This is a genomic window from Bordetella tumbae (assembly GCF_965139195.1).
Lineage (GTDB): Bacteria > Pseudomonadota > Gammaproteobacteria > Burkholderiales > Burkholderiaceae_B > Bordetella_A > Bordetella_A tumbae.
In genome coordinates this window covers 59,676-78,384 of record NZ_CBCSJH010000020.1, presented here as the reverse complement: position 1 = coordinate 78,384, position 18,709 = coordinate 59,676, and the positions used below count along the sequence as shown (strand labels likewise).

Here is an 18,709-nt window from a genome sequence, read left to right as displayed (position 1 = left end):
TTAGTCGGACATAAAATCATTAACCGAGCCGGTCTGAGTCGAGAAGTTCCCATCCCTTTGGAGCTGCAACGAATATCTCATGACCTGATGATAAATGTAGTTCCCCTGAACCGAGCTGCGGTATTCCTGAAAGTTCGGGTCGAACGTAGCAACCATGTCGGTCATGAATCGACGACAGGCCGTGCTGAAATTCGTGCCCATGGCAAACCAAGCCTGATAAGAGCCATCTGGAATGCCTCCGAATGTGAATGATTGCCCCTGACCTACAAACCCCGCTAGGATTGTCTGGCCACTGACGTTCTTGAGTTTTACATATACGTCATTGTCGAACGGCGCTTGGACTTCCAATTGATGTGGGCCGCTACTGTTCTTCAAGAGAATCTTTCCTGAAGGAGGGCGCTCGATTTGGCAGTCTACTGGCGGGACTGTTGAGAGACGGCCCTGAAATCTAAGCAGCTTTTTGTTTACATAGCCCGTCCCTTCGCCATAAAGAATTGCGACCCAACTACCTTGGACATTGCCCCTGATTACCACCGGGACTCCCTGTGCTAATTTCCCTATTACGTCAAACTTAGTGCCAGGACCATTTCTTACATTGAGCTGCTCAGTGTCAACAGTTGCGGTAAGGCCGATATCAGGCAGCCATGACGACTCTGGCTCTGTTGGAGTAGAGAAAGGAATAGGTGGGGGCGACGCTGAGGCCGTAAGTGTGGAGGACGCTAGCGTCGGCGTTGGGGCGACATTGGGAGGGGCGTGTGGATAGGCGTTGCGCGGCTCTTGAGTAGTGGTGTGCTGCAATGAAAAGCTCAGCTTGAATAGCAAAATGAAAAATACCAATACACAGATAACTGCCGCGGGCTTTATGAGGGAAGCAAACGAAGATAGCGTGGAAGCGGATTCACCCATAGATGTTTTTTTCCCCGCTGCGTGAGGCGGCTTCGACGCGGATGTGGATGACGAGTTTGGTTGCTGTTTAGGGGGAGGCGAACTTGTTCGTGGAGGGACGGTACCAACCTCCTCTCGGCTGAGGGTCTCGTCGTATTGCTTTCGTTTTTCGGGGTTAGAGAGTATCTCGTAAGCTTGATTTAACAAGCTCATAAGCTCTGCTGCTTCGGCATTGTTTAGCTTTCGGTCTGGGTGGTGCTGTTGTGCCAGCGTCTTGTAAGCAGCGCGTATAACGGAAAAGGGAGCGTCTCTTGCAACTTTTAACGTGTCATAGTGGCTTTTGAAACGCATATGTCGTATCCGAAGTTACATTTTGAGTTATTTTAATGGCCCTCGAAGGGCTGTTCCTCGCGCCTCTGCCTTAAGGCCCACATTTGTGGTAATGTGGTCATTTTAGACTGATAGGCAGAGGTATGCCCATGAGCCGCTTGACCATAGACGTAACCGACAAGCAGCACCAAGCTCTCAAGGCGATGGCTGCTCTGGAAGGTAAGACCATCAAACAGTACGCCCTCGAGCGCCTGTTCCCTCAGGCAGTTGGGGAGGAACAGGCCCTGTATGAACTGAAGACCCTGCTTAACGAACGCCTGGCCCAGGCAGAGCGCGGCGAATTGGAAGAGGGCAGCATTTCCGACATCGCCATGATGGAACTGCGCCGCAGTAAGGTGCGATGACTCGTCCCTACGTTCTTTCCCGTGGGGCCGCTGCAGATTTACGGGACATTGTTCGCTATACCGTAGGGACTTGGGGTGAAACGCAGAGTGTTGCTTATGTTGCCGAGCTAGAAAACGCAGCTTGTGAAGTATCCGACGGCCAAGGAGTCTTCACAGTGTTGGACGAACTGCTTCCCGGCTTGCGCGTAAGGCGGGCAGGGAAGCATGTGCTCTTTTGCCTGCCTCGACAGAATCGCCAGGCGCTAATCCTAGCCATCTTGCATGAGAGGATGGATCTCATTGCGCGACTGAAGGACAGGCTGGGGCTATAACGTAAGCTCAGGTGCCAGTTTTGCAGCTGGTTGGAAAGAGTCTTGGCGTGTGCCCCATTGGGTCGTCACTTGCATTGCTGATGTCAAATTAAAGTGAAGTTTAATGTGACTTTGCTAATGCAAGCAGTCTTTTTGCTGAACCCTACGTATGGGTTGCCGACGACGTCAATCCAAAATGTGAGCGCAGCGTATGTCCTTCATACTCGCTGCGAAACAGCCCACGCTTGCGCAGCAACGGCACCACCTCTGACGTAAACAGTTCGAACTGGCTATGCAAGATCGGTGGCATGACGTTAAAGCCGTCTGCCGCGCCGGTCTGGAACCAGTCGGTAATCGTATCGGCGATTTCTTCCGGAGTTCCGGTGGCGGTGAAATGTCCGCGAGCGCCGGCCAGGCGTCGCAACAACTGACGCAGTGTGAGGCCTTCGCGCAGGACCATATCAACGTAGCCGACCACACGGCTCTTGGAGGCTTCGACGAGATTCGGGTCTGGAAAATCATCACGGGTCAGCCGGCGATCCAGCGGTACCGCCGAAAAATCGTGGCCGCCAAAGCGGTTGGACAAACGGGTCAGGCCGACTTCGGGGCTGGTGAGATCATTGAGTTCTTCCCAGACCTGCTTCGCTTCGTGGCGGGTGGAACCGATCGCGGCACTGATGCCGGGCAGAATGACGATGTCTTGCGCACGGCGTCCATGGGCGATGGCCTGTGCCTTGATATCTGTGTAGAAGGCCTGGGCCGACTCCTTGCTGGTGTGTGCGGTGAAAATGGCCTCGGCCCAGCGTGCGGCGAAAGCACGGCCCGTGTCGGATTGTCCGGCCTGGATGTAAACCGGCCGGCCTTGGGGGCTGCCAGGGATGTTCAACGGACCATGGGTCTTGATGGCGTCGCCGTTGTAGTTGGCAGGTTGGATGAGCGAGGCATCATGGTAGTAGCCCTCTGCCCGGTTATCGACGACAGCATCGGCCGGATAGCTGCGCCAGAGCGAATCGACAGCCTCGAGGAACTCTTCGGCGATGCGATATCTTTCGCCATGCTCGACGTTCTGCGCCAAGCCGTAGTTGGCCGCGGCCTGAGGCGCCCACGATGTCACGATGTTCCATCCCGCACGGCCTTTTGAGATATGGTCCAACGACGCGAATTGGCGGGCCAGCGTGTAGGGATGGCTGTAGGTGGTGGAGGCGGTGCCGATCAGGCCGATGCGCGACGTTAACGCGGCGAGCGCCGACAGCAGCGTCAAGGGTTCCAGGCCATTGGACGGCGCGCTGCGTGCCCCGGTCGCTGCCACCAGAGAGTCAGCAAGAAAGACCGCATCGAACGTTGCGGCTTCGGCCAGGCGCGCCGATTTGGCATAGAGCTCCAGGTCGGTCAGCGCTAGAGGCGAGGCATCGGGGTGACGCCATGCGCTTTCATGGTGGCCGCGCGACATCAAAAATAGATTCAGGTGCAATTGGCGATTCAGAGGGCGAGTCATCTGTTGCTCAGCAAAACTGCGGCAGTCACGCCGGAAAAAATATGCGGCTGCCTGGCTCGCAGGGCGAGTCCGGCAGGGTGTTTGTTAAACGACTTCGGTTTCGACGCCCAGATTGCGCAGCAAGGCCAAGCGCAGCGTGGCGAAACCGGATTGATGCGTTTGGCGCGGGTGCGGCAGCGTCACTCGATGGTCTTCGTGGATGCGCCCATCCTTGAGCACCAGAATACGATCGGCCAGCAGCAGGGCTTCGTCCACGTCGTGCGTGACGAGTATGACAGTGGGGCGATGCTGTTCGACCAGTTGGAAGAGCAGGGCTTGCATACGCAGGCGGGTCAGTGCATCGAGCGCACCAAAGGGCTCGTCGGCGAGCAGCAGCGTGGGCTCACGCAACAGCGAACGCGCCAGCGCAGCGCGTTGCTTTTGCCCGCCAGAAAGCGTGCTGGGCCAGACGTCGGCCTTGTCGCCTAGACCGACGGCTTCGAGCATCTCGGGCACTGCCGACTCACAGTCGGGACGGCGCAGCCCGAGGCGCAGATTCTCACCCACGCTTAGCCAGGGCAGCAGCCGGGCATCCTGGAACAGGACCGAGGTATTGGTGGGGGCGCTGATGTGTCCCGTCCGGCTAGCATCCAGGTCGAGACCGGCAAGTGCTCGCAATAACGTTGTCTTGCCCGATCCGGATTCCCCCAGCAGAGCGACAAACTGCCCGGGCTCTATGTCCAGTGAAATCCGATCCAGAATGGTCTTGCCAGAGAAAGCGCGTGAGACTTCGCGCAGAATGATCGAGCCGTTGGAGTCGATAGGCGAATTCATGAGCCAAGAGTCCTGCGATAAGACAGCACGCGCGACTCAACAAAGCGCACCGCTGCGTCAGAGGCCAGGCCCAGTGCGGCGTAGATGATGATGCCGACCACGATAATGTCGGTCTGACCCCAGTCGCGTGCACGATTCATCAAATAACCGATACCGGTCTGGGTATTGATGAGTTCGAGTACCACGAGCGCGGTCCAGCATAAAGCCACAGCCAGACGCAGGGCCACAAAGAAACCGGGTAAAGCTGCCGGCAATGCGACTTTACGGATGAACTCGCGGCGTGTCAGGCCTAGGGTGGTGGCCAGTTCGACATGACCGATGTCTATGCCACGCAGAGCGGCGTGCGTATTGATGTAGATAGGAACGAGCACGGCGGTGAAAATCAGAAAGACCTTCATTGCCTCTCCGATGCCCAGCCAGATAATGGCCAATGGAATCAATGCCAGCGTCGGGATGGCGCGTTTGATCTGAACGACACCATCGATCAGGGCCTCGCCTGTGCGTGTGAGCCCCGACAACAGGGCCAAGACAACTCCTATCAGTACGCCCAGCGCCAGCCCGGTGTACGCGCGTGCAGCAGAGGCAAGAAAATGCGGCAGCAGGGTGCCGTCGGCCAGCATGTCGTACCCTGTCACCAGAGCGGTTGATGGCGCAGTGAGTGTTTCAGGCGACAGGAGGCCAGTGCGCGAGGCGATCTCCCAGAGCACGAGGAGCAGCACAGGGCCTGACAATCGCCAGCCTGGCGGTAAGCGTGCGGGCACAAGGTTGACCGGGCGTGCGGGCGGTGCCGGCGTGGCACGATGGTGGGCTTGGCTTGGCGCATATGCCAATGTGTTTTGAAGGGCTTTCGTCATGATGGCCTCCTGGGCGTGGCACCAAACCCAGCAACGCCAGTCGAGGGTTATGTCTGCTTAAAAATAGGTCTCAGCGTGACGCGGTGATGATCTTGTCGTAGGTATCGACGAAGGATTGCCGCGCGTCGAAGCGTTCTTTGATGGCGCCAGCTTGATAGAGGATGTCGATCAGCTTCTGGTGGTGGGCAATAGCTTCGGTCGAGGTCTGCAATACGTATGGCGACTGCGACGCGAGAATGGCCTTGGTGTCGTCTTGCGATATGCGTTGGAACGTGACGTAGTAGTCCTGACCCCATTGGGCCTGATGGGCGTTGCTCCATGTGGCAGCGCGCGTGAATGCCGCCAAGAACTGTCCGATGGAGGCCGCTTTGGCCGGGTCAGCCAACACGTCGGGGCGTGCGTAGAAATAGCTGGTCGAAGGCAGGATGTGGCGTTCTTCTGGATCAAGCACGGGTGAGGCGCCGACCTGCTTGGTCAAGCGTGTAACGTGCGGCTCTTGCAGTACGGCGACGTCCACTGCGCCTGAGCGGATGGCGTCGGGCAGATCGGCTACGCGCAGGCGAACCAGATCGACATCGGCCAACGACAATCCTGTGCGGTTGAGCGCCTCGATCAAATAGACCTGACGGCCCGAACCTTCGACGTAGCTGAGTTTCTTGCCTTTCAATTCAGCCAGCTTGTTGATGACGAGGCCCGGACGGGAGGTCAGGATGTACTGCGCGCGTTCACGAGTAAAGCTCGCAATGATGGGCAGCAGCGTGCCGGCGGCCCGTGCCTGGATGGGGGGCGTGTCACCGACGTAGGCAATGTCGAGCGCACCGGCACGGATGGCTTCGTAGATGGCCGGGCCGCCGGCAAAGTTTGGCAATTCCAGGTTCAGCTTGTCTCGCTCACCGCTGGCCTCCAGCAGGTTACGTACCAACTCGCTTTGATCAGCGATGACGAGTTTGGTGGAGGAAGTCTCTGCGTTGGCAGCGGGCAGTGTCAGCCCATAGGCAAGGCCGAGAGCGGGCAGGGAGAGGAAAGTACGTCGTTGCATTGTCTGCTATATGTGTCGCGCTGCTGTACTCGCGCTGCAATAGAAGCAGAAATGATATGGACGCCGTCGGCAAAGAACAAAGCTCTATTGGCAATATGCTCAAGGGCATAAAGATATGCGCAAGGAGAAAACGGCCATAGGCGGCCGATACTCCAATACGCGCAAACTCATCCGGCTAATTCAGACTCGGAGCTTTTAGGAAACAGGGCGATGAAATCCAGCAGTTTCTCGCCCAACAGGTTCACATGTCCGCGCATTGCGTTGGCCGCGGCGTCTTCTTCGCCTTTGACGATGCAGCGTAAGACTTCAGCATGTTCGCTGATGGTGCCCTCGCGACGGCTGGGCTTGTGCGTGACCAGGCGCCGATAGGCGCCGATACGATTACGCAACGCTCGGGTTTGCTCAGCCAGAAATTCGTTTTGAGAAGCTTCGTAGATCAATTCGTGAAACTGCCGGTTCACATCATAGAACTCTTCGACCCGATCCGTGTTTGACAGCAAGATGAGGGCTTCGTGTAAACGATTGAGCTCCGCAATCTGCGCGGGGGTGATGCGGCGGGCTGCCATACGGGCGCATAGGCCCTCCAGTTCCGCCATGACCTGGAACATTTCCACGAGTTTGTGTGCGGAGAGCGTCGCTACCAAGGCGGGCTGACGGTTGCGCATTTGAATCAGGCCGCCCGAGGCCAGATGCCGCAGTGCTTCGCGTACGGGGGTGCGCGATACCTGAAAGCGTTCTGCGAGTTCGACTTCATCCAAACGTGCGCCCGGACTCAGTTTTCCCGAAAAAATCTCGGCTTCCAATGTTTGTTGAATCTGTTCGGAGCGGTTCTGAACGGGTTTCATGTCCGGCTGATGGCGAGGCGACGCCGTCCGTGTACGGCTTGTGATGGACGGCGCGGATGATGTTGTTGACGGGGAGAAGTCTACCTTCACTTCGGTCTCTCTAAATATAGCGGAGGAGAACAAGGGGGCGGGTTAAGCCCCGGCGTCATCGTTCTCCCTATTTTAGCGGCTAATGTATACAAGAAATAAATAATTAAATGCTCCAGATCGAGCCAAGTATGCACCAGAAACTGCACCAAGTTAGCGCAATCCTAGCCTCATGACTGAGTTTTAAGGCCAAAAATGCTGGCACAGGTATTGCTTGATAGACATGGAGCGACGATTTACCGATCGTGTTTGGAATCGGGAAATACATAGTCAATGTTCATGCATACAAACATTTCCGAAGGAAGGTGAACGATGGATTTTGGGCTGAAAGGGACGTTGACCACGCTGGCACAGGCGGGCCCGATATGACCGCGCATTCATTAGCCTCACGAGCTATGTATTCGGTCAACCCGGATAGCCGCACTGCTGCTGCGCTGCCCGACTTGGCTCAGGGGTTATCTGCGCCGTTATTAACGCTGAGCGGAGTGTCTAAAACGTTTGGCAAGACGTGCGCACTGAGCGACCTGAGCGTGTCTATTACCCCCGGCGAGTTCGTGACCGTGGTAGGCCCCAGCGGCTGCGGAAAAAGCACGCTGTTCAATATCGTTGCCGGTTTGGAAGAGCCCGATGATGGCGGGCGGATTGAATTCCTGGGCAAACCCTGCAAAGCCAGGGATCTATTGGGCAAAGTATCCTTTATGCCGCAGCGCGACCTGCTGCTGCCCTGGCGGACCGTGATCGATAACGCCATTCTGGCTGTGGAACTCGAAGGCGCGCGCCGCGCTGATGCACGGCGCGCTGCGCTGGATATGTTGCCCGAATTTGGTTTGGCGGGATTTGAAAAGCAGTATCCGCATGAGTTGTCCGGGGGGATGCGTCAGCGCGTTGCCCTGATGAGGACGTTCATGTTCAACCGCGATCTGATGCTGCTGGATGAGCCATTTGGCGCGTTGGATGCGTTGACGCGCACGATGATGCAGCGTTGGTTGCTCGACGTCTGGCAAAAGCATCGGCGCACGATTCTATTCATTACTCACGACGTGGACGAGGCGATCTTTCTCGGGGATCGCGTGCTGGTCATGACGTCGCGGCCCGGGCAAGTAAAGATGGAGCAGGTAGTGAGCCTGCCCCGTCCGCGTCGCGCGGATATCGTCACGTCCGCCGAATTCATGAAGCTCAAGCGTGTATTGCTGGAGGCGATTGAAGAAGAAAGCATGAAGTCCTTTACGGCCAGCGAGCGCAGCAAAGGAGGGCATTGAACGTGATGATGAATATCACCTTAGCGCCTGCGCAATTGGTATCCAACACGGTCGAGCTTGGCCGAGAGCAGTATGGAGAAGCCGAGTGGGAGGCCCGTGTGTCCCTTGCCGCCTGCTACCGCCTGGTGGCGCAACTAGGCTTGGACGACCTGATTTACAACCACATTTCATTGCGGGTGCCGGGAACCGATGATCAATTTCTGATTAATCCCTATGGCATGTTGTTTGAGGAGATCACGGCATCCAGCCTTGTGCGTATCGATATCCATGGTCAAAAACTCTGCGATTCGCCATACCAGGTCAATGCCGCTGGTTTCGTCATTCATGGCGCGATTCATCAGAGTCGCCATGATGCGGTCTGCGTACTGCACACGCATTCGGATGCCAGTATTGCCGTCTCTGCCCAGCGGGATGGCTTGTTGCCGCTGTCGCAGTTCGCGATGCGCTTTTATCAGCGCCAGGCGTTTCACGATTACGAGGGCGTGGCGATCGATCTGGACGAGCAGGAACGCTTGATCGCGCATCTCGGCCAGCATCCCGTCATGTTGATGCGCAATCACGGCTTGCTGACTGTGGGGCGTACTCCCGGCGAAGCCTTCATGCTGCTGTACTACTTCGAGCGTGCTGCACAGATACAGCTGCAGATGCAGGCTTCAGTGGCGGGAGGGGCGGGCCCGCTCGTTTTGCCGTCTCACGAGGTCTGCGAAAAAGCCGCCAGACAGTTCTGGGAAATGAAAGGCGACATTTTGGTGGCGGGCGAGCGCGAGTGGCCTGCGTTCATTCGTCAATTGGATCGTCAGGATCCTTCTTATCGGAATTAATCATGCTTTCCACATCGCTTTTGCCTACGTTTGAGGAACCCATTGTGTTGAATACCCGACCGTTGCACCCCGGTTTTGGTCTGGAGGTGTTGGATCTGGATTTGTCATCGCCAGATAGCGATAACGCAATCGACGCATTGGTCGAGGAGTTGGATCAACATTCGCTCATTCTGCTGCGAAATCAGAAATTGTCGAATGAACGCCACGTTGAAATCAGCCGCCGTTTCGGTCCCCTGATGACTCATGTGCTCAAGCAGTTTTTGACAACCGGGCTGCCCGAGATCTACGTGCTTTCCAACGTGAGTGAGAACGGAAAGCCTATTGGCAACCATAAAGAAGGCTGGAACTGGCATTCGGACCTGTCATATGTGGCCGAGCCCAGTATGGGATCGCTGTTGTATGCCGTGGAGGTGCCGCCAGAGGGCGCCGATACCTTGTTTGCGAGCATGCATCTGGCGTATGAGGGGCTGCCAGCTGACATGCAGCAACGTATTCGGAACTTGCGTGCCACCCACTCGTATGCGGGTTATTACGGCAAGGCGTTTGCAGACCGTGCGCCGCTGACCGACGAGCAAAAGGCGCGTACGCCAGATGTGAATCAACCCGTGGTGCGCACGCATCCTACAACAGGAAGACTGTCTTTGTATGTGGGGCAGGATATCGTGAAGTGCATTAATGATCTGCCGGACACGGAATCTGATGCGCTGCTGGCCGAGCTGAATGCACATGCCATCAAGGATGAATTCGTGTTTCGTCACCGTTGGCAGCAAGGCGATCTGATCTTGTGGGACAACCGTTGCACCATGCATTGCGCGACGCCCTATGACGACAACAAGTATCGCCGTGTCATGCACAGAACGACGGTGGCGGGCTCGCGGCCATTTTGAGGCGACGAGCCGGGATAACGCGCTGGTCCGTAATGGACCGGGAAAAATCTCTTCGACGCTTTTTTTCCTATCTTCCTTGTGGCACTTGCCGGAATCATCATGAACAAACGACGCACATTGGCGGTATTGGCGGCTTCGGCCACGTTGGGTCTGGCTGTATTGGCCCCTCTCGCTGCGCAGGCCGCAGATCTGGTGAAAGCGACACTGCGCTTGAAATGGCTGCCGCAGACGCAGTTCGCGGGCTTTTATTACGCCTTGGAGAAGGGCTACTACAAGGACGAGGGCATTGATCTGACCATCAATCCCGGCGGCCCCAATCTGCTGACCGAGAATCTGGTTGCCACGGGCGCGGATACGTTCGGTCTGTCTGGCGGCACTGATAGCGTGATGGCGGCGATCGATAAAGGCATGCCTATCGTATCGGTAGGCGTCTCGCATCAGGTGACGCCTTTTGTCTTCGTGACGCGCAAAGACGGTCCGGTCAAGACGTTGAAGGACTTCGAAGGCAAAAAAGTGACCGCCTGGTTCACTGGCGCGAACTATGTGCTGTTTGGCATGCTGGCTAACAACGGCGTGGACCGCAGCAAGGTAGATATCCAGCCGCAACAGGTCAGTGTCACGCCATTCGTCAATGGGGATGTCGATGTCGCCACCGCGACTTGGTACAACGAGCTTTACACGATCAAGCAGCGGATGGGGGCGGATAATCTGCGTACTTTCGTGGCCGAGGACTATGGCGTGACCTTTCCGCGCGATACCCTGATCGTGTCCAGGAAAACGGCCCAGGAGCAGCCCGAGCTGATTACGAAATTCCTGAGGGCATCCATCCGGGGGTGGCGCGATGCCATGGCGCATCCCAAGGAGGCGGTCGACGCGGTGATGAAAGTCGCTCCTACGCTGGACCGAGCCCATCAGGAATTCATGCTCACGGAAGCCTATCGTCTGATGACGGCGGGGCAGGCCAAGACCGAGGGTTTGTTCTGGATCGACTCCAAAGCAATTCAGGCAACCGAGGAGTTTTTGCTCAAGAACAAGGTCCTCACCAAGCCCGTAGATGTGGCCACCGCATTTGACGGCCGTTTTCTACAGGCCATTCCTGTCGAGGAGCGGCGTCCATGAGCAACGCGGCCGCGATGCTTCGGTCTGCCGCGCTGACGACGCTGCGTGGCGCGGTTGCAATCCTGATCGCCGCCGCGCTGTGGGAGGGCGTGGTGGTGCTGGGCAATATCAAGCCGTACTACCTGCCACGGCTGTCCGACATCGTGATGTCCATCATCGCCGTTCCGGACGCCTATATTGCGGGTTTTTTTCGAACGATGAGCGAGACGCTGCTGGGCTTCGCCATGGGTGTGGTGGTGGGGGTAGCCAACGGCGTGCTGTTTAAACAGTCCCGCACCTTGCGTGAGCTGATTTTCCCCTTGTTTGTGATTTCGCAGACGATACCGGTGATCGCATTTGGTGCAGTGGTCGTACTGTGGTTCGGCAACACCATATTGGCCAAGGCATTGATTGCGTTCTACCTGACGTTCTTCCCTGTCACCGTGAATACATTGCATGGCATGGATGCCGTCGATCAACGGCAGGTCGATCTGCTGAGAAGCTTTGGCGCGACGCGCTGGCAACTCTTGTTCCGTTTGCAGTTGCCTGCTGCGCTGCCGCAGATTTTTGTGGCGCTGAGGTTGGCGTGTACGTTGAGCTTGCTAGGCGCCATCGCCGGAGAATGGTTCGGCGACACCACAGGGCTCGGAGTGCTGTTGTTGCAGGCAATGTACAACGAGCAGGTCATTGCCCTATGGGCAGCGATTCTGATGTCAGGGCTGCTGGGGACGTCTTTTTATGGTCTGGTCGCATTAGCAGAGCGTCGCGTGGTTTTCTGGAGAAGCGAGCTGTGAACCTCAATCGTTTACGTCCTTCGAGGGCGACGACGCGTGCCCTGATGGGGCTGGCCGGTGTTGCGATACTGTGGGAAGCCTCGGCGCGGGTGTTTGATCTGCCTGCTTACGTATTGCCGAGCGTCAGCAGCATTCTGGCCGCTATCGTGGATCAGCGAACGTCCTTGGGCAATGCGGCGGCGATGACGCTGATGGAGGCCATAGGCGGATTTTTCCTGGGGTCTGCCGGTGGAGTGCTGTTGGCAGTGATATTGACGATGTTGCCGGCCACCCGCCGTGTGTTGCTGCCTACGGCTACCGCGCTGAACTCCGTGCCCGTGGTGGCCTATGCGCCGCTGATCCTGCTGTGGTTTGGTATTGGTCCCGAGTCCAAGATCATCATGGTGGCATTGGCCGTGGGCTTTACCGTGTTTTTGCATGCCTTGGCCGGCCTGGATCGCGTCGATCAGAGGGCAGTGGATCTGATGCGCAGTTTCGGCGCCGATCGTGCGGCGATCTTGTGGCGCTTGCGGGTGCCCGCGGCTATTCCTCTGACTGCGGCCGGCATGCGGGTCTCGACTGTACGCAGCATGATCGTGGCTATCGTTACCGAAATGCTTGGGGCAACGGGCGGCTTGGGTTGGACGATATATCAAGCGGTACTGCAGATTGATTTCGTCCAAGTGTGGTCCGCAATTTTCGTCGCGTCTGCGGCGAGCTTGATTTTCTTTGGCACGATTAATTTTCTGGAAAAGCGTTATGTCTTCTGGAAGTGAGCCTCAACGCCAGTCGTCCATGGCGGCGCTGCCAGTGGGAACGGCTACCCGTCCGCTATTTGCGGCCGAACGCCGTGCGCGCTACTTTAATTCGGCTAATGCGTTCAATATCCATTTGTCCGCGGTACCGGCCGGAATTTTTTCGGAGCCGGTGAGAAAAGCGCTACAGCCCGACGCCGCGACAGGTTATGTCGTGTGCGATCAATCGCAAGCATTGGCGACCTCGTATCCCGCCACGACGCCCTTCATGCTGGCGCGCTACGCGCGCATTAACGTAGGCGATGCTTTGGAGGCGGATTTCACTGCCAGCGGTTCCATTTGGTACGTGATGTGCGGAACGCTGCAGATTGCCGATTTGGATGGCGAGGCCGATCAGCAGGTTTTCGCGGGCGATGTGCTGTATTTGCCGGCGGGAAAGCATCGCTTGGCCAATGCTGGTGACGTTTCTTGCGTGGCGTGGCTGGTGACAGACGAGCCGATGCTGGCGCACCATGGTTTACGAGCGGCCTCTGCAGCGTCTCCGGGTCATGAGGCAGGGGCAGTCATTTTTCGCGCCCAAGATATTGCGGATCAGATTGCGACGATTTATCAAACCATGCCAGATGCCGGCACGTCGGGGATGGCAGTGGTCTTTTCTGCACAAGCCCATGAAAGCAGCCGCAACTTGATGGCTAATCTGACGCTGTCATTGAACACCTTGCCTGCACACTGCCATCAATCGGCGCATCGCCATAACTCGGCTGCGTTGACGCTGGTCTTGTCTGGGCAGGACTGTTATTCCCGAGTCGATGGGCAGACGTGCCCTTGGACAGTCGGCGCAACATTGGTGACCCCGGCTGCTGCTCCCCATTCGCATCACAATGATGGTGATACGCGTGCGGCATTTCTGATCGTGCAGGATGGCGGCCTGTACTATCAGGCTCGCACAATGGGGTTTGAATTCCTGGCCGAGGATGCCGGCTGATCGTCTGACAGCTTTCCATGTGTGCTCATGGCGGCACGACCGAAGAGTCCACCGGCAACGGTGGGCTCTTTGTTTTGAGCGAACTGTTGTTTTAGCGAGCAGGCGTCGTTTTGTGAATAAAATTGGCGCCAAAATGTGTTACCGTACTGAGATATCCCAGCGACCACCCTTTAGTGAGGTTAGGCATGCAGAGTACGAGCGTCGACGGCGGTCAGCGTGGCATCTTTCCTGGTGGAGCAAAGCCGGTTTTCGACGACGGTTTACTACGTGCGGCCCCTTCTTCGGTGGGGGTCGACAGCGATCAGATCATTATTTTCCTGGACCAATTGGAGTCTGCTGGGCTGGATGTGCATAGTTTCATGCTGCATCGCCACGGCAAGGTCGTCGCCGAGGGGTGGCGCTGGCCGTATCGTGCTGACCGGCTGCGCGTCTTGCATTCAGTGGCCAAGAGTTTTACCGCTTGCGCCATTGGACTGGCCATCGACGAAGGGCTGCTGAGCCTCTCGGACCAGGTCGTGAGTTTTTTCCCTGACGAGGTGCCTGCCGATGCCAGCGAATGGTTGCTGGCCATGACCGTGCGCGATTTATTGACGATGCGCACAGGGCACGCAAGCGGCGTGTCGGGTTCCGTGTGGCGAAATATCGCCAGCAGCTGGACGTCGGAGTTCTTCAAAATCCCTCTGGTTTGCGCACCCGGGACGAGGTATGTCTATACCAGTGCGGCCAGCTACATGTTGTCCGCCATCTTGACCAAAATCACTGGGCAGACATTGCACGCCTATCTGAAGCCGCGTTTGTTCGAGCCGCTGGATATCCGTGACGAGCGTTGGTCGGTGGGGCCCGACGGCGTTAATCCCGGGGGTAATGGCCTGACCGCAAGAACCGCCGATTTGTTGAAACTGGGACTGTTGCATGCTCAGGGTGGCGTATGGAATGGCACGCAGGTCTTGCCGGCACGTTGGGCGCATGACTCCACGCGTGCACAAGGCGGGCCGGACAGTACCTACGGTTATCACTGGCAAATACGGCCGGCTGGCGCCTACAGCGCCATAGGGGTATTCGTCCAGCTGGTTACGGTATTTCCTGAGCACGGCGCCACATTGGCCATCACGGCCGCGATAGACAAGAGCGCGACGTTGCTGCCTTATGTGCAGCAGTATCTCGTGCCGGCTTTTTTGGGGGCGCCAATACTGGATGCCGGGGCGGATGGCCGTTTGGGGCAACGCCTGTGTGTCTGGCAGGCCGAGCCTTTGGCGCCTTCTGCCGGGTATTCAGACAGGCAAGACGCCGTGGCAGGGAACAGCTACGCCATTGATCCGAACGCCGCAGGTGTAGAGTCGATCCGGCTCGCATTTGCGGATGATGAATGCCGCTTTCGATTGACCGATGCCAATGGGTCATACGAGATACGGGCGGGTCTGGGGCAGTGGATAGAGTCTGCTACGAGTATGCCGGGGCAGGATTTGCATCATGGCTATACCTTTGACCGCGAGCCGGTTGTTGCCACGGCACGATGGGCCAGTGCAAACACATTGGAAATGACTTGGATTTTTCCGCAGACTGCTTTCAAGGACACTGTCGTGTGCATATTCGATGGCGATCGAGTTACGGTACAGCGCAGCGTCAACGTGAATAGTGGTTTGTTGCACCATCCCGATCTGACGGGGATGGTAAAGCGCTGAAGGCCGCTGTCACAAGTGTGTTCTACCAATAAGAGAAAACAGATGACTCACCATATTCCACAACAGTTATCGGGGGAGTAGAAAAATGAATACTATGTCGAAGAGCATGACCGCCGTATGTTTGACCCTCGCTCTGGGTTCGACCTCCTATGCTGCCACGCCGTTGCGCATCGCATTGACGGCCGATATTCGGTCGACTCAGCCAGGCGTGAATCGCGACGCGAATAGCGACACCGTCGTGCAGCATATCGTCGAAGGGCTGGTAGCTTTTGGCGAGCGCGGAGATGTCAAGCCACAGCTCGCCGAATCAATGCAAGTCAGCGAAGACGGCAAGACCTACACATTCAAGCTGCGGCCGAATGTGAAGTTCCACAACGGCGCGACGCTGACTTCGGCGGACGTGCTGTGGACTTGGCAGCATTACATGGATCCGAAGACCAGCTGGCGTTGCCGCACGGAATTCGACGGCCGTGATGGCGTGAAAGTCGAAGACGTGCAGACCCCCGATGCATCTACCGTGATATTCAAGCTGGAACGGCCCAGCGGCCTGTTTCTGAATGGCTTGTCGCGGTTGGACTGTGGCGGCACCGGCATCTTGCATCGGGACTCCGTACGTGCAGACGGGACGTGGGATCATCCCATCGGCACAGGCCCGTTCGAGTTGAAAGAGTGGCGGCGTGGCGAATATATCAGCCTGGAAAAATTCAAGGACTATGCCAATCGCACGGGCGCGGCAGGCGGGGAGAGGGATGGGTTTACCGGTTCCAAGCGTCCACTGGTCGATGAGGTCCGTTTCGTCATTATTCCTGATGAATCGACCATCAAGCTGGCTTTGCAGCGCAAAGACATAGACATCATCTCGGATTTGTCCAACACGGACGTTCCAGAAATGCAGAAATCGCCGGGGATCACTGTGGCGCACGCCGATACGTTGGGAATGACGGGCGTGCTCATCCAGACACGTGATGCCGTGCTGAGCAATGCAAAGCTGCGCGAAGCGATGGCGCATGCGATTGATTATGCGCAATTAGCCGATGCGGTGAATGAAAAACTGGCACCCTGGAATAATTCCATTGTGCCCCTGGCTTCCAGTTACTTTGACGACGTGCAAAGAAAAGGCTGGACCTACGATCCTGCGTTGTCGCAGAAACTGCTCCAGGAATCCGGTTATCAGGGGCAGCCGATTTCCTTGATCGCCTCCAGACGCTACGCCCAGTCGTATAACGCGGCGGTATTGGTGCAAGCCATGCTGCAGTCCGTTGGCATCAATGTACGGCTGGACGTCATGGAGTGGGGGGCATTGCAGGACCGTTATGTGACCGGAAAATATCAGATGCTGGTGCAGCCGTACTCACCGCGCATGGATCCCGCGCAAAGCTATGAAGCCGTGTCCGGCGACAAGGCGACTCAGCCACGCAAAGTATGGGACAACCCGCAAGCCATCAAATTGATCGAGCAGGCGGCGCAGGAAATGGATCGAGAGAAACGTAAGTTGATCTTCGATCAGTTGCACGGCATGTTTCTGAGCGACATCCCGACTATCCCTTTGTATAACGGAGCGGATGTCGGGGCATTCCGGGACGGCATTGAAGGCTACAAGCCATGGGCGCTGCGCAAGCCGCGAGCCTGGGAAGTGAGCAAGAAGGAGTAACCCCTTTGGGTTACGGCGCTGCTGGCAGCGCCGTAACCTGCCGTGTGATTTAAGCGGCGCGTCGAGCGGGCGCCATACGAGCGGTCTGTGCAACCAGCGTGGAGTACAAATCTCTGGGGTCTTGTAATTCAGGGATCAGCGTCGCCTCTTGGCCGATGCCCTGTTCGCGAGCTTCGGTGTACAGCATACGCAGGGCAGAGTAATCCTCCATGGCAAAGCCGACTGAGTCGAAGACGGTGACTTCATCGGCGCTGGTACGGCCTTTGACCTCCTGGCGCAGCACTCTCCATAATTCGGTGACTGGAAAATCTGCAGGCATCTGTTGGATGTCGCCTTCAATGCGGCTCTGAGGTTCGAACTCTACAAAGGTCGATGCATGAGCCAGGATGTCGCGATGCAATTCGGTCTTGCCCGGGCAGTCTCCGCCGACCGCGTTCAAATGCATGCCGGGTTCGATCATTTCGGGTGTCAGGATGGTGGCGTAGGTCTTGTCGGCGGTGACGGTCGTCACGATATCGGCGCCATGTACGGCTTGTGCCGCGCTATTCGCGATGATCACCTTTAGGCGGGTCGTCGTGGCCAGATTGTCGACCAGCTTGCGAGTCGCCGCGGCATCGATGTCGTAGACACGCAGTTCAGAGATACCCAGCAGGTGATGAAAGGCAAGTGCCTGGAACTCGCTTTGCGCGCCGTTGCCGATCAGGGCCATCGAGCGCGAATCTTTGCGTGCGAGCGCGCGAGCGGCCATCACTGATGTCGCTGCGGTACGCAAGGCGGTCGTCAGGGTTAATTCACTGATCAGTAATGGTTTACCCGTGGATACTTCCGCCAAGGCGCCGAAGGCCATGACCGTAGGCAATCCTGACTGCGGATTCTTGGGATGGCCATTGACGTACTTGAAGCTGTACAACTGATCATTGGCCACTGGCATCAATTCGATCACGCCATCAGGTGAGTGAGCGGCCAGCCGGGCGGACTTGTCGAAGTCCAGCCAGCGCAGGAAGTCGTCGTGGATGGCTTGTTCCAATTGCCGCAGGAAGTCAGGCAGCGTTCGTCGTTCGATCAGGGATACTACGTCGGGAGTGGTCAGCAATAATGTCATGGTTTGCTCCGTTGTTCATACCCGAAATTCTGATGCGTATCGCTGTCAAGAAATAGTCTGCATCCCGTACAGAAAACCACGATAAGATGCCAAACTGGCACCAAGAATTGACGAAATGAGAATGGACGATCTCGATCAACGATTACTCGGATTGCTGCGAGCCAACGCGAGGGAGTCGGTGGCGACCCTTGCCAAACGTCTCGACGTTTCACGCGGCACCGTCAATAACCGCATCGCCCGCCTGGAGGCCGAAAACATCATTGTCGGCTACACGGTGCGGCTACAACCCGATGCGCATCCCGAGCAAATATCGGCATGGATGAGTATTGCCATCGACGGCAATGAGACTCGCCGAGTCATCAGCGTATTGCTGGGCGAACCTGGTGTTGCTGCGCTGCACGACACGAATGGGCGTTGGGATCTGCTGGCTGAATTGCGAGCGCAGAACATTGCCGAAATGTCCGAGATTCTGGAGCGCGTACGGCTCATCAAAGGCATCGCGGCGACCGAGACCAGCCTGCATCTCAAGAGCTACAAGGCCGGATAACAGGCACTGAAATGATCTTGCGCTGATTATTTTCTTGTCATCGAGGGATTTATCCCACTAAAATTGGCGCCAATTTATGCACAAATAAATAACATCCGGCGTCCGTC

At 57.0% G+C, this 18,709-nt stretch carries 19 protein-coding genes; 12 read left to right on the top strand and 7 right to left on the bottom strand.

Features of this window, described 5'->3' with window-relative positions:
• Positions 1-1,236 (bottom strand): DnaJ domain-containing protein, encoded by a 1,236-nt coding sequence (locus ACNA0J_RS19175; RefSeq protein WP_415820456.1) that lies wholly within the window; start codon positions 1,234-1,236, stop codon positions 1-3.
• 128 nt (positions 1,237-1,364) lie between these two features.
• Here ACNA0J_RS19175 and ACNA0J_RS19170 point away from each other — a divergent pair, with 128 nt between their 5' ends.
• The gene (locus ACNA0J_RS19170) at positions 1,365-1,619 is read left to right on the top strand and encodes an antitoxin (RefSeq protein ID WP_415820455.1); all 255 of its coding nucleotides are present in this window, start codon (positions 1,365-1,367) and stop codon (positions 1,617-1,619) included.
• Complete coding sequence (locus ACNA0J_RS19165) at positions 1,616-1,930, top strand: type II toxin-antitoxin system RelE/ParE family toxin (protein ID WP_415820454.1); 315 nt, start codon at positions 1,616-1,618, stop codon at positions 1,928-1,930. Before ACNA0J_RS19170 ends, ACNA0J_RS19165 begins: the two co-directional genes overlap by 4 nt.
• Positions 1,931-2,072: 142 nt before the next feature.
• Here ACNA0J_RS19165 and ACNA0J_RS19160 read toward each other — a convergent pair whose 3' ends face one another.
• From ACNA0J_RS19160 to ACNA0J_RS19140, 5 genes are all read right to left on the bottom strand, one after another.
• Complete coding sequence (locus ACNA0J_RS19160) at positions 2,073-3,392, bottom strand: NtaA/DmoA family FMN-dependent monooxygenase (protein WP_415820476.1); 1,320 nt, start codon at positions 3,390-3,392, stop codon at positions 2,073-2,075.
• Positions 3,393-3,488: 96 nt separating this feature from the next.
• Complete coding sequence (locus ACNA0J_RS19155; RefSeq protein WP_415820453.1) at positions 3,489-4,217, bottom strand: ABC transporter ATP-binding protein; 729 nt, start codon at positions 4,215-4,217, stop codon at positions 3,489-3,491.
• Positions 4,214-5,071: an ABC transporter permease gene (locus tag ACNA0J_RS19150; RefSeq protein ID WP_415820452.1), complete on the bottom strand. Its 858-nt coding sequence runs from the start codon at positions 5,069-5,071 to the stop codon at positions 4,214-4,216. Before ACNA0J_RS19150 ends, ACNA0J_RS19155 begins: the two co-directional genes overlap by 4 nt.
• A 70-nt stretch (positions 5,072-5,141) precedes the next feature.
• Positions 5,142-6,110 carry an ABC transporter substrate-binding protein gene (locus ACNA0J_RS19145; protein ID WP_415820451.1) on the bottom strand — a complete coding sequence of 323 codons (969 nt, stop codon included), beginning with the start codon at positions 6,108-6,110 and terminating at the stop codon, positions 5,142-5,144.
• Positions 6,111-6,277: 167 nt separating this feature from the next.
• Positions 6,278-6,955 (bottom strand): GntR family transcriptional regulator, encoded by a 678-nt coding sequence (locus ACNA0J_RS19140; RefSeq protein WP_415820450.1) that lies wholly within the window; start codon positions 6,953-6,955, stop codon positions 6,278-6,280.
• A 452-nt stretch (positions 6,956-7,407) separates the two neighbouring features.
• Between ACNA0J_RS19140 and ACNA0J_RS19135 the strand changes: the two genes are divergently transcribed.
• From ACNA0J_RS19135 to ACNA0J_RS19095, 9 genes are all read left to right on the top strand, one after another.
• The gene (locus ACNA0J_RS19135; RefSeq protein WP_415820449.1) at positions 7,408-8,301 is read left to right on the top strand and encodes an ABC transporter ATP-binding protein; all 894 of its coding nucleotides are present in this window, start codon (positions 7,408-7,410) and stop codon (positions 8,299-8,301) included.
• Positions 8,302-8,306: 5 nt separating this feature from the next.
• Positions 8,307-9,122 carry a class II aldolase/adducin family protein gene (locus ACNA0J_RS19130; RefSeq protein WP_415820448.1) on the top strand — a complete coding sequence of 272 codons (816 nt, stop codon included), beginning with the start codon at positions 8,307-8,309 and terminating at the stop codon, positions 9,120-9,122.
• A gap of 2 nt (positions 9,123-9,124) precedes the next feature.
• Positions 9,125-10,009 (top strand): TauD/TfdA dioxygenase family protein, encoded by an 885-nt coding sequence (locus tag ACNA0J_RS19125; protein WP_415820447.1) that lies wholly within the window; start codon positions 9,125-9,127, stop codon positions 10,007-10,009.
• 99 nt (positions 10,010-10,108) lie between these two features.
• Positions 10,109-11,128, top strand: coding sequence for an ABC transporter substrate-binding protein (locus ACNA0J_RS19120; protein ID WP_415820446.1), 1,020 nt, complete (start codon positions 10,109-10,111; stop codon positions 11,126-11,128).
• Positions 11,125-11,901, top strand: a complete 777-nt coding sequence (locus ACNA0J_RS19115; protein WP_415820445.1) for an ABC transporter permease — start codon at positions 11,125-11,127, stop codon at positions 11,899-11,901. Before ACNA0J_RS19120 ends, ACNA0J_RS19115 begins: the two co-directional genes overlap by 4 nt.
• Complete coding sequence (locus ACNA0J_RS19110) at positions 11,898-12,656, top strand: ABC transporter permease (protein WP_415820444.1); 759 nt, start codon at positions 11,898-11,900, stop codon at positions 12,654-12,656. Before ACNA0J_RS19115 ends, ACNA0J_RS19110 begins: the two co-directional genes overlap by 4 nt.
• Positions 12,640-13,620, top strand: coding sequence for a cupin domain-containing protein (locus ACNA0J_RS19105; protein ID WP_415820443.1), 981 nt, complete (start codon positions 12,640-12,642; stop codon positions 13,618-13,620). Before ACNA0J_RS19110 ends, ACNA0J_RS19105 begins: the two co-directional genes overlap by 17 nt.
• A gap of 185 nt (positions 13,621-13,805) precedes the next feature.
• A complete protein-coding gene (locus ACNA0J_RS19100; protein ID WP_415820442.1) occupies positions 13,806-15,302 on the top strand; it encodes a serine hydrolase domain-containing protein in 1,497 nt (498 codons plus the stop codon).
• Positions 15,303-15,396: 94 nt separating this feature from the next.
• The gene (locus ACNA0J_RS19095) at positions 15,397-16,953 is read left to right on the top strand and encodes an ABC transporter substrate-binding protein (RefSeq protein WP_415820475.1); all 1,557 of its coding nucleotides are present in this window, start codon (positions 15,397-15,399) and stop codon (positions 16,951-16,953) included.
• 49 nt (positions 16,954-17,002) lie between these two features.
• Here the strand turns inward: ACNA0J_RS19095 and ACNA0J_RS19090 are convergent, their stop codons facing one another.
• Entirely contained in the window at positions 17,003-18,055 is a 1,053-nt protein-coding gene (locus tag ACNA0J_RS19090; RefSeq protein WP_415820441.1) for an ornithine cyclodeaminase, read from the bottom strand.
• A gap of 121 nt (positions 18,056-18,176) precedes the next feature.
• On the opposite strand from ACNA0J_RS19090, the gene ACNA0J_RS19085 reads away from it, so the two are divergent.
• Entirely contained in the window at positions 18,177-18,602 is a 426-nt protein-coding gene (locus ACNA0J_RS19085; RefSeq protein ID WP_415820440.1) for an Lrp/AsnC family transcriptional regulator, read from the top strand.
• Positions 18,603-18,709 lie beyond the last annotated feature (107 nt).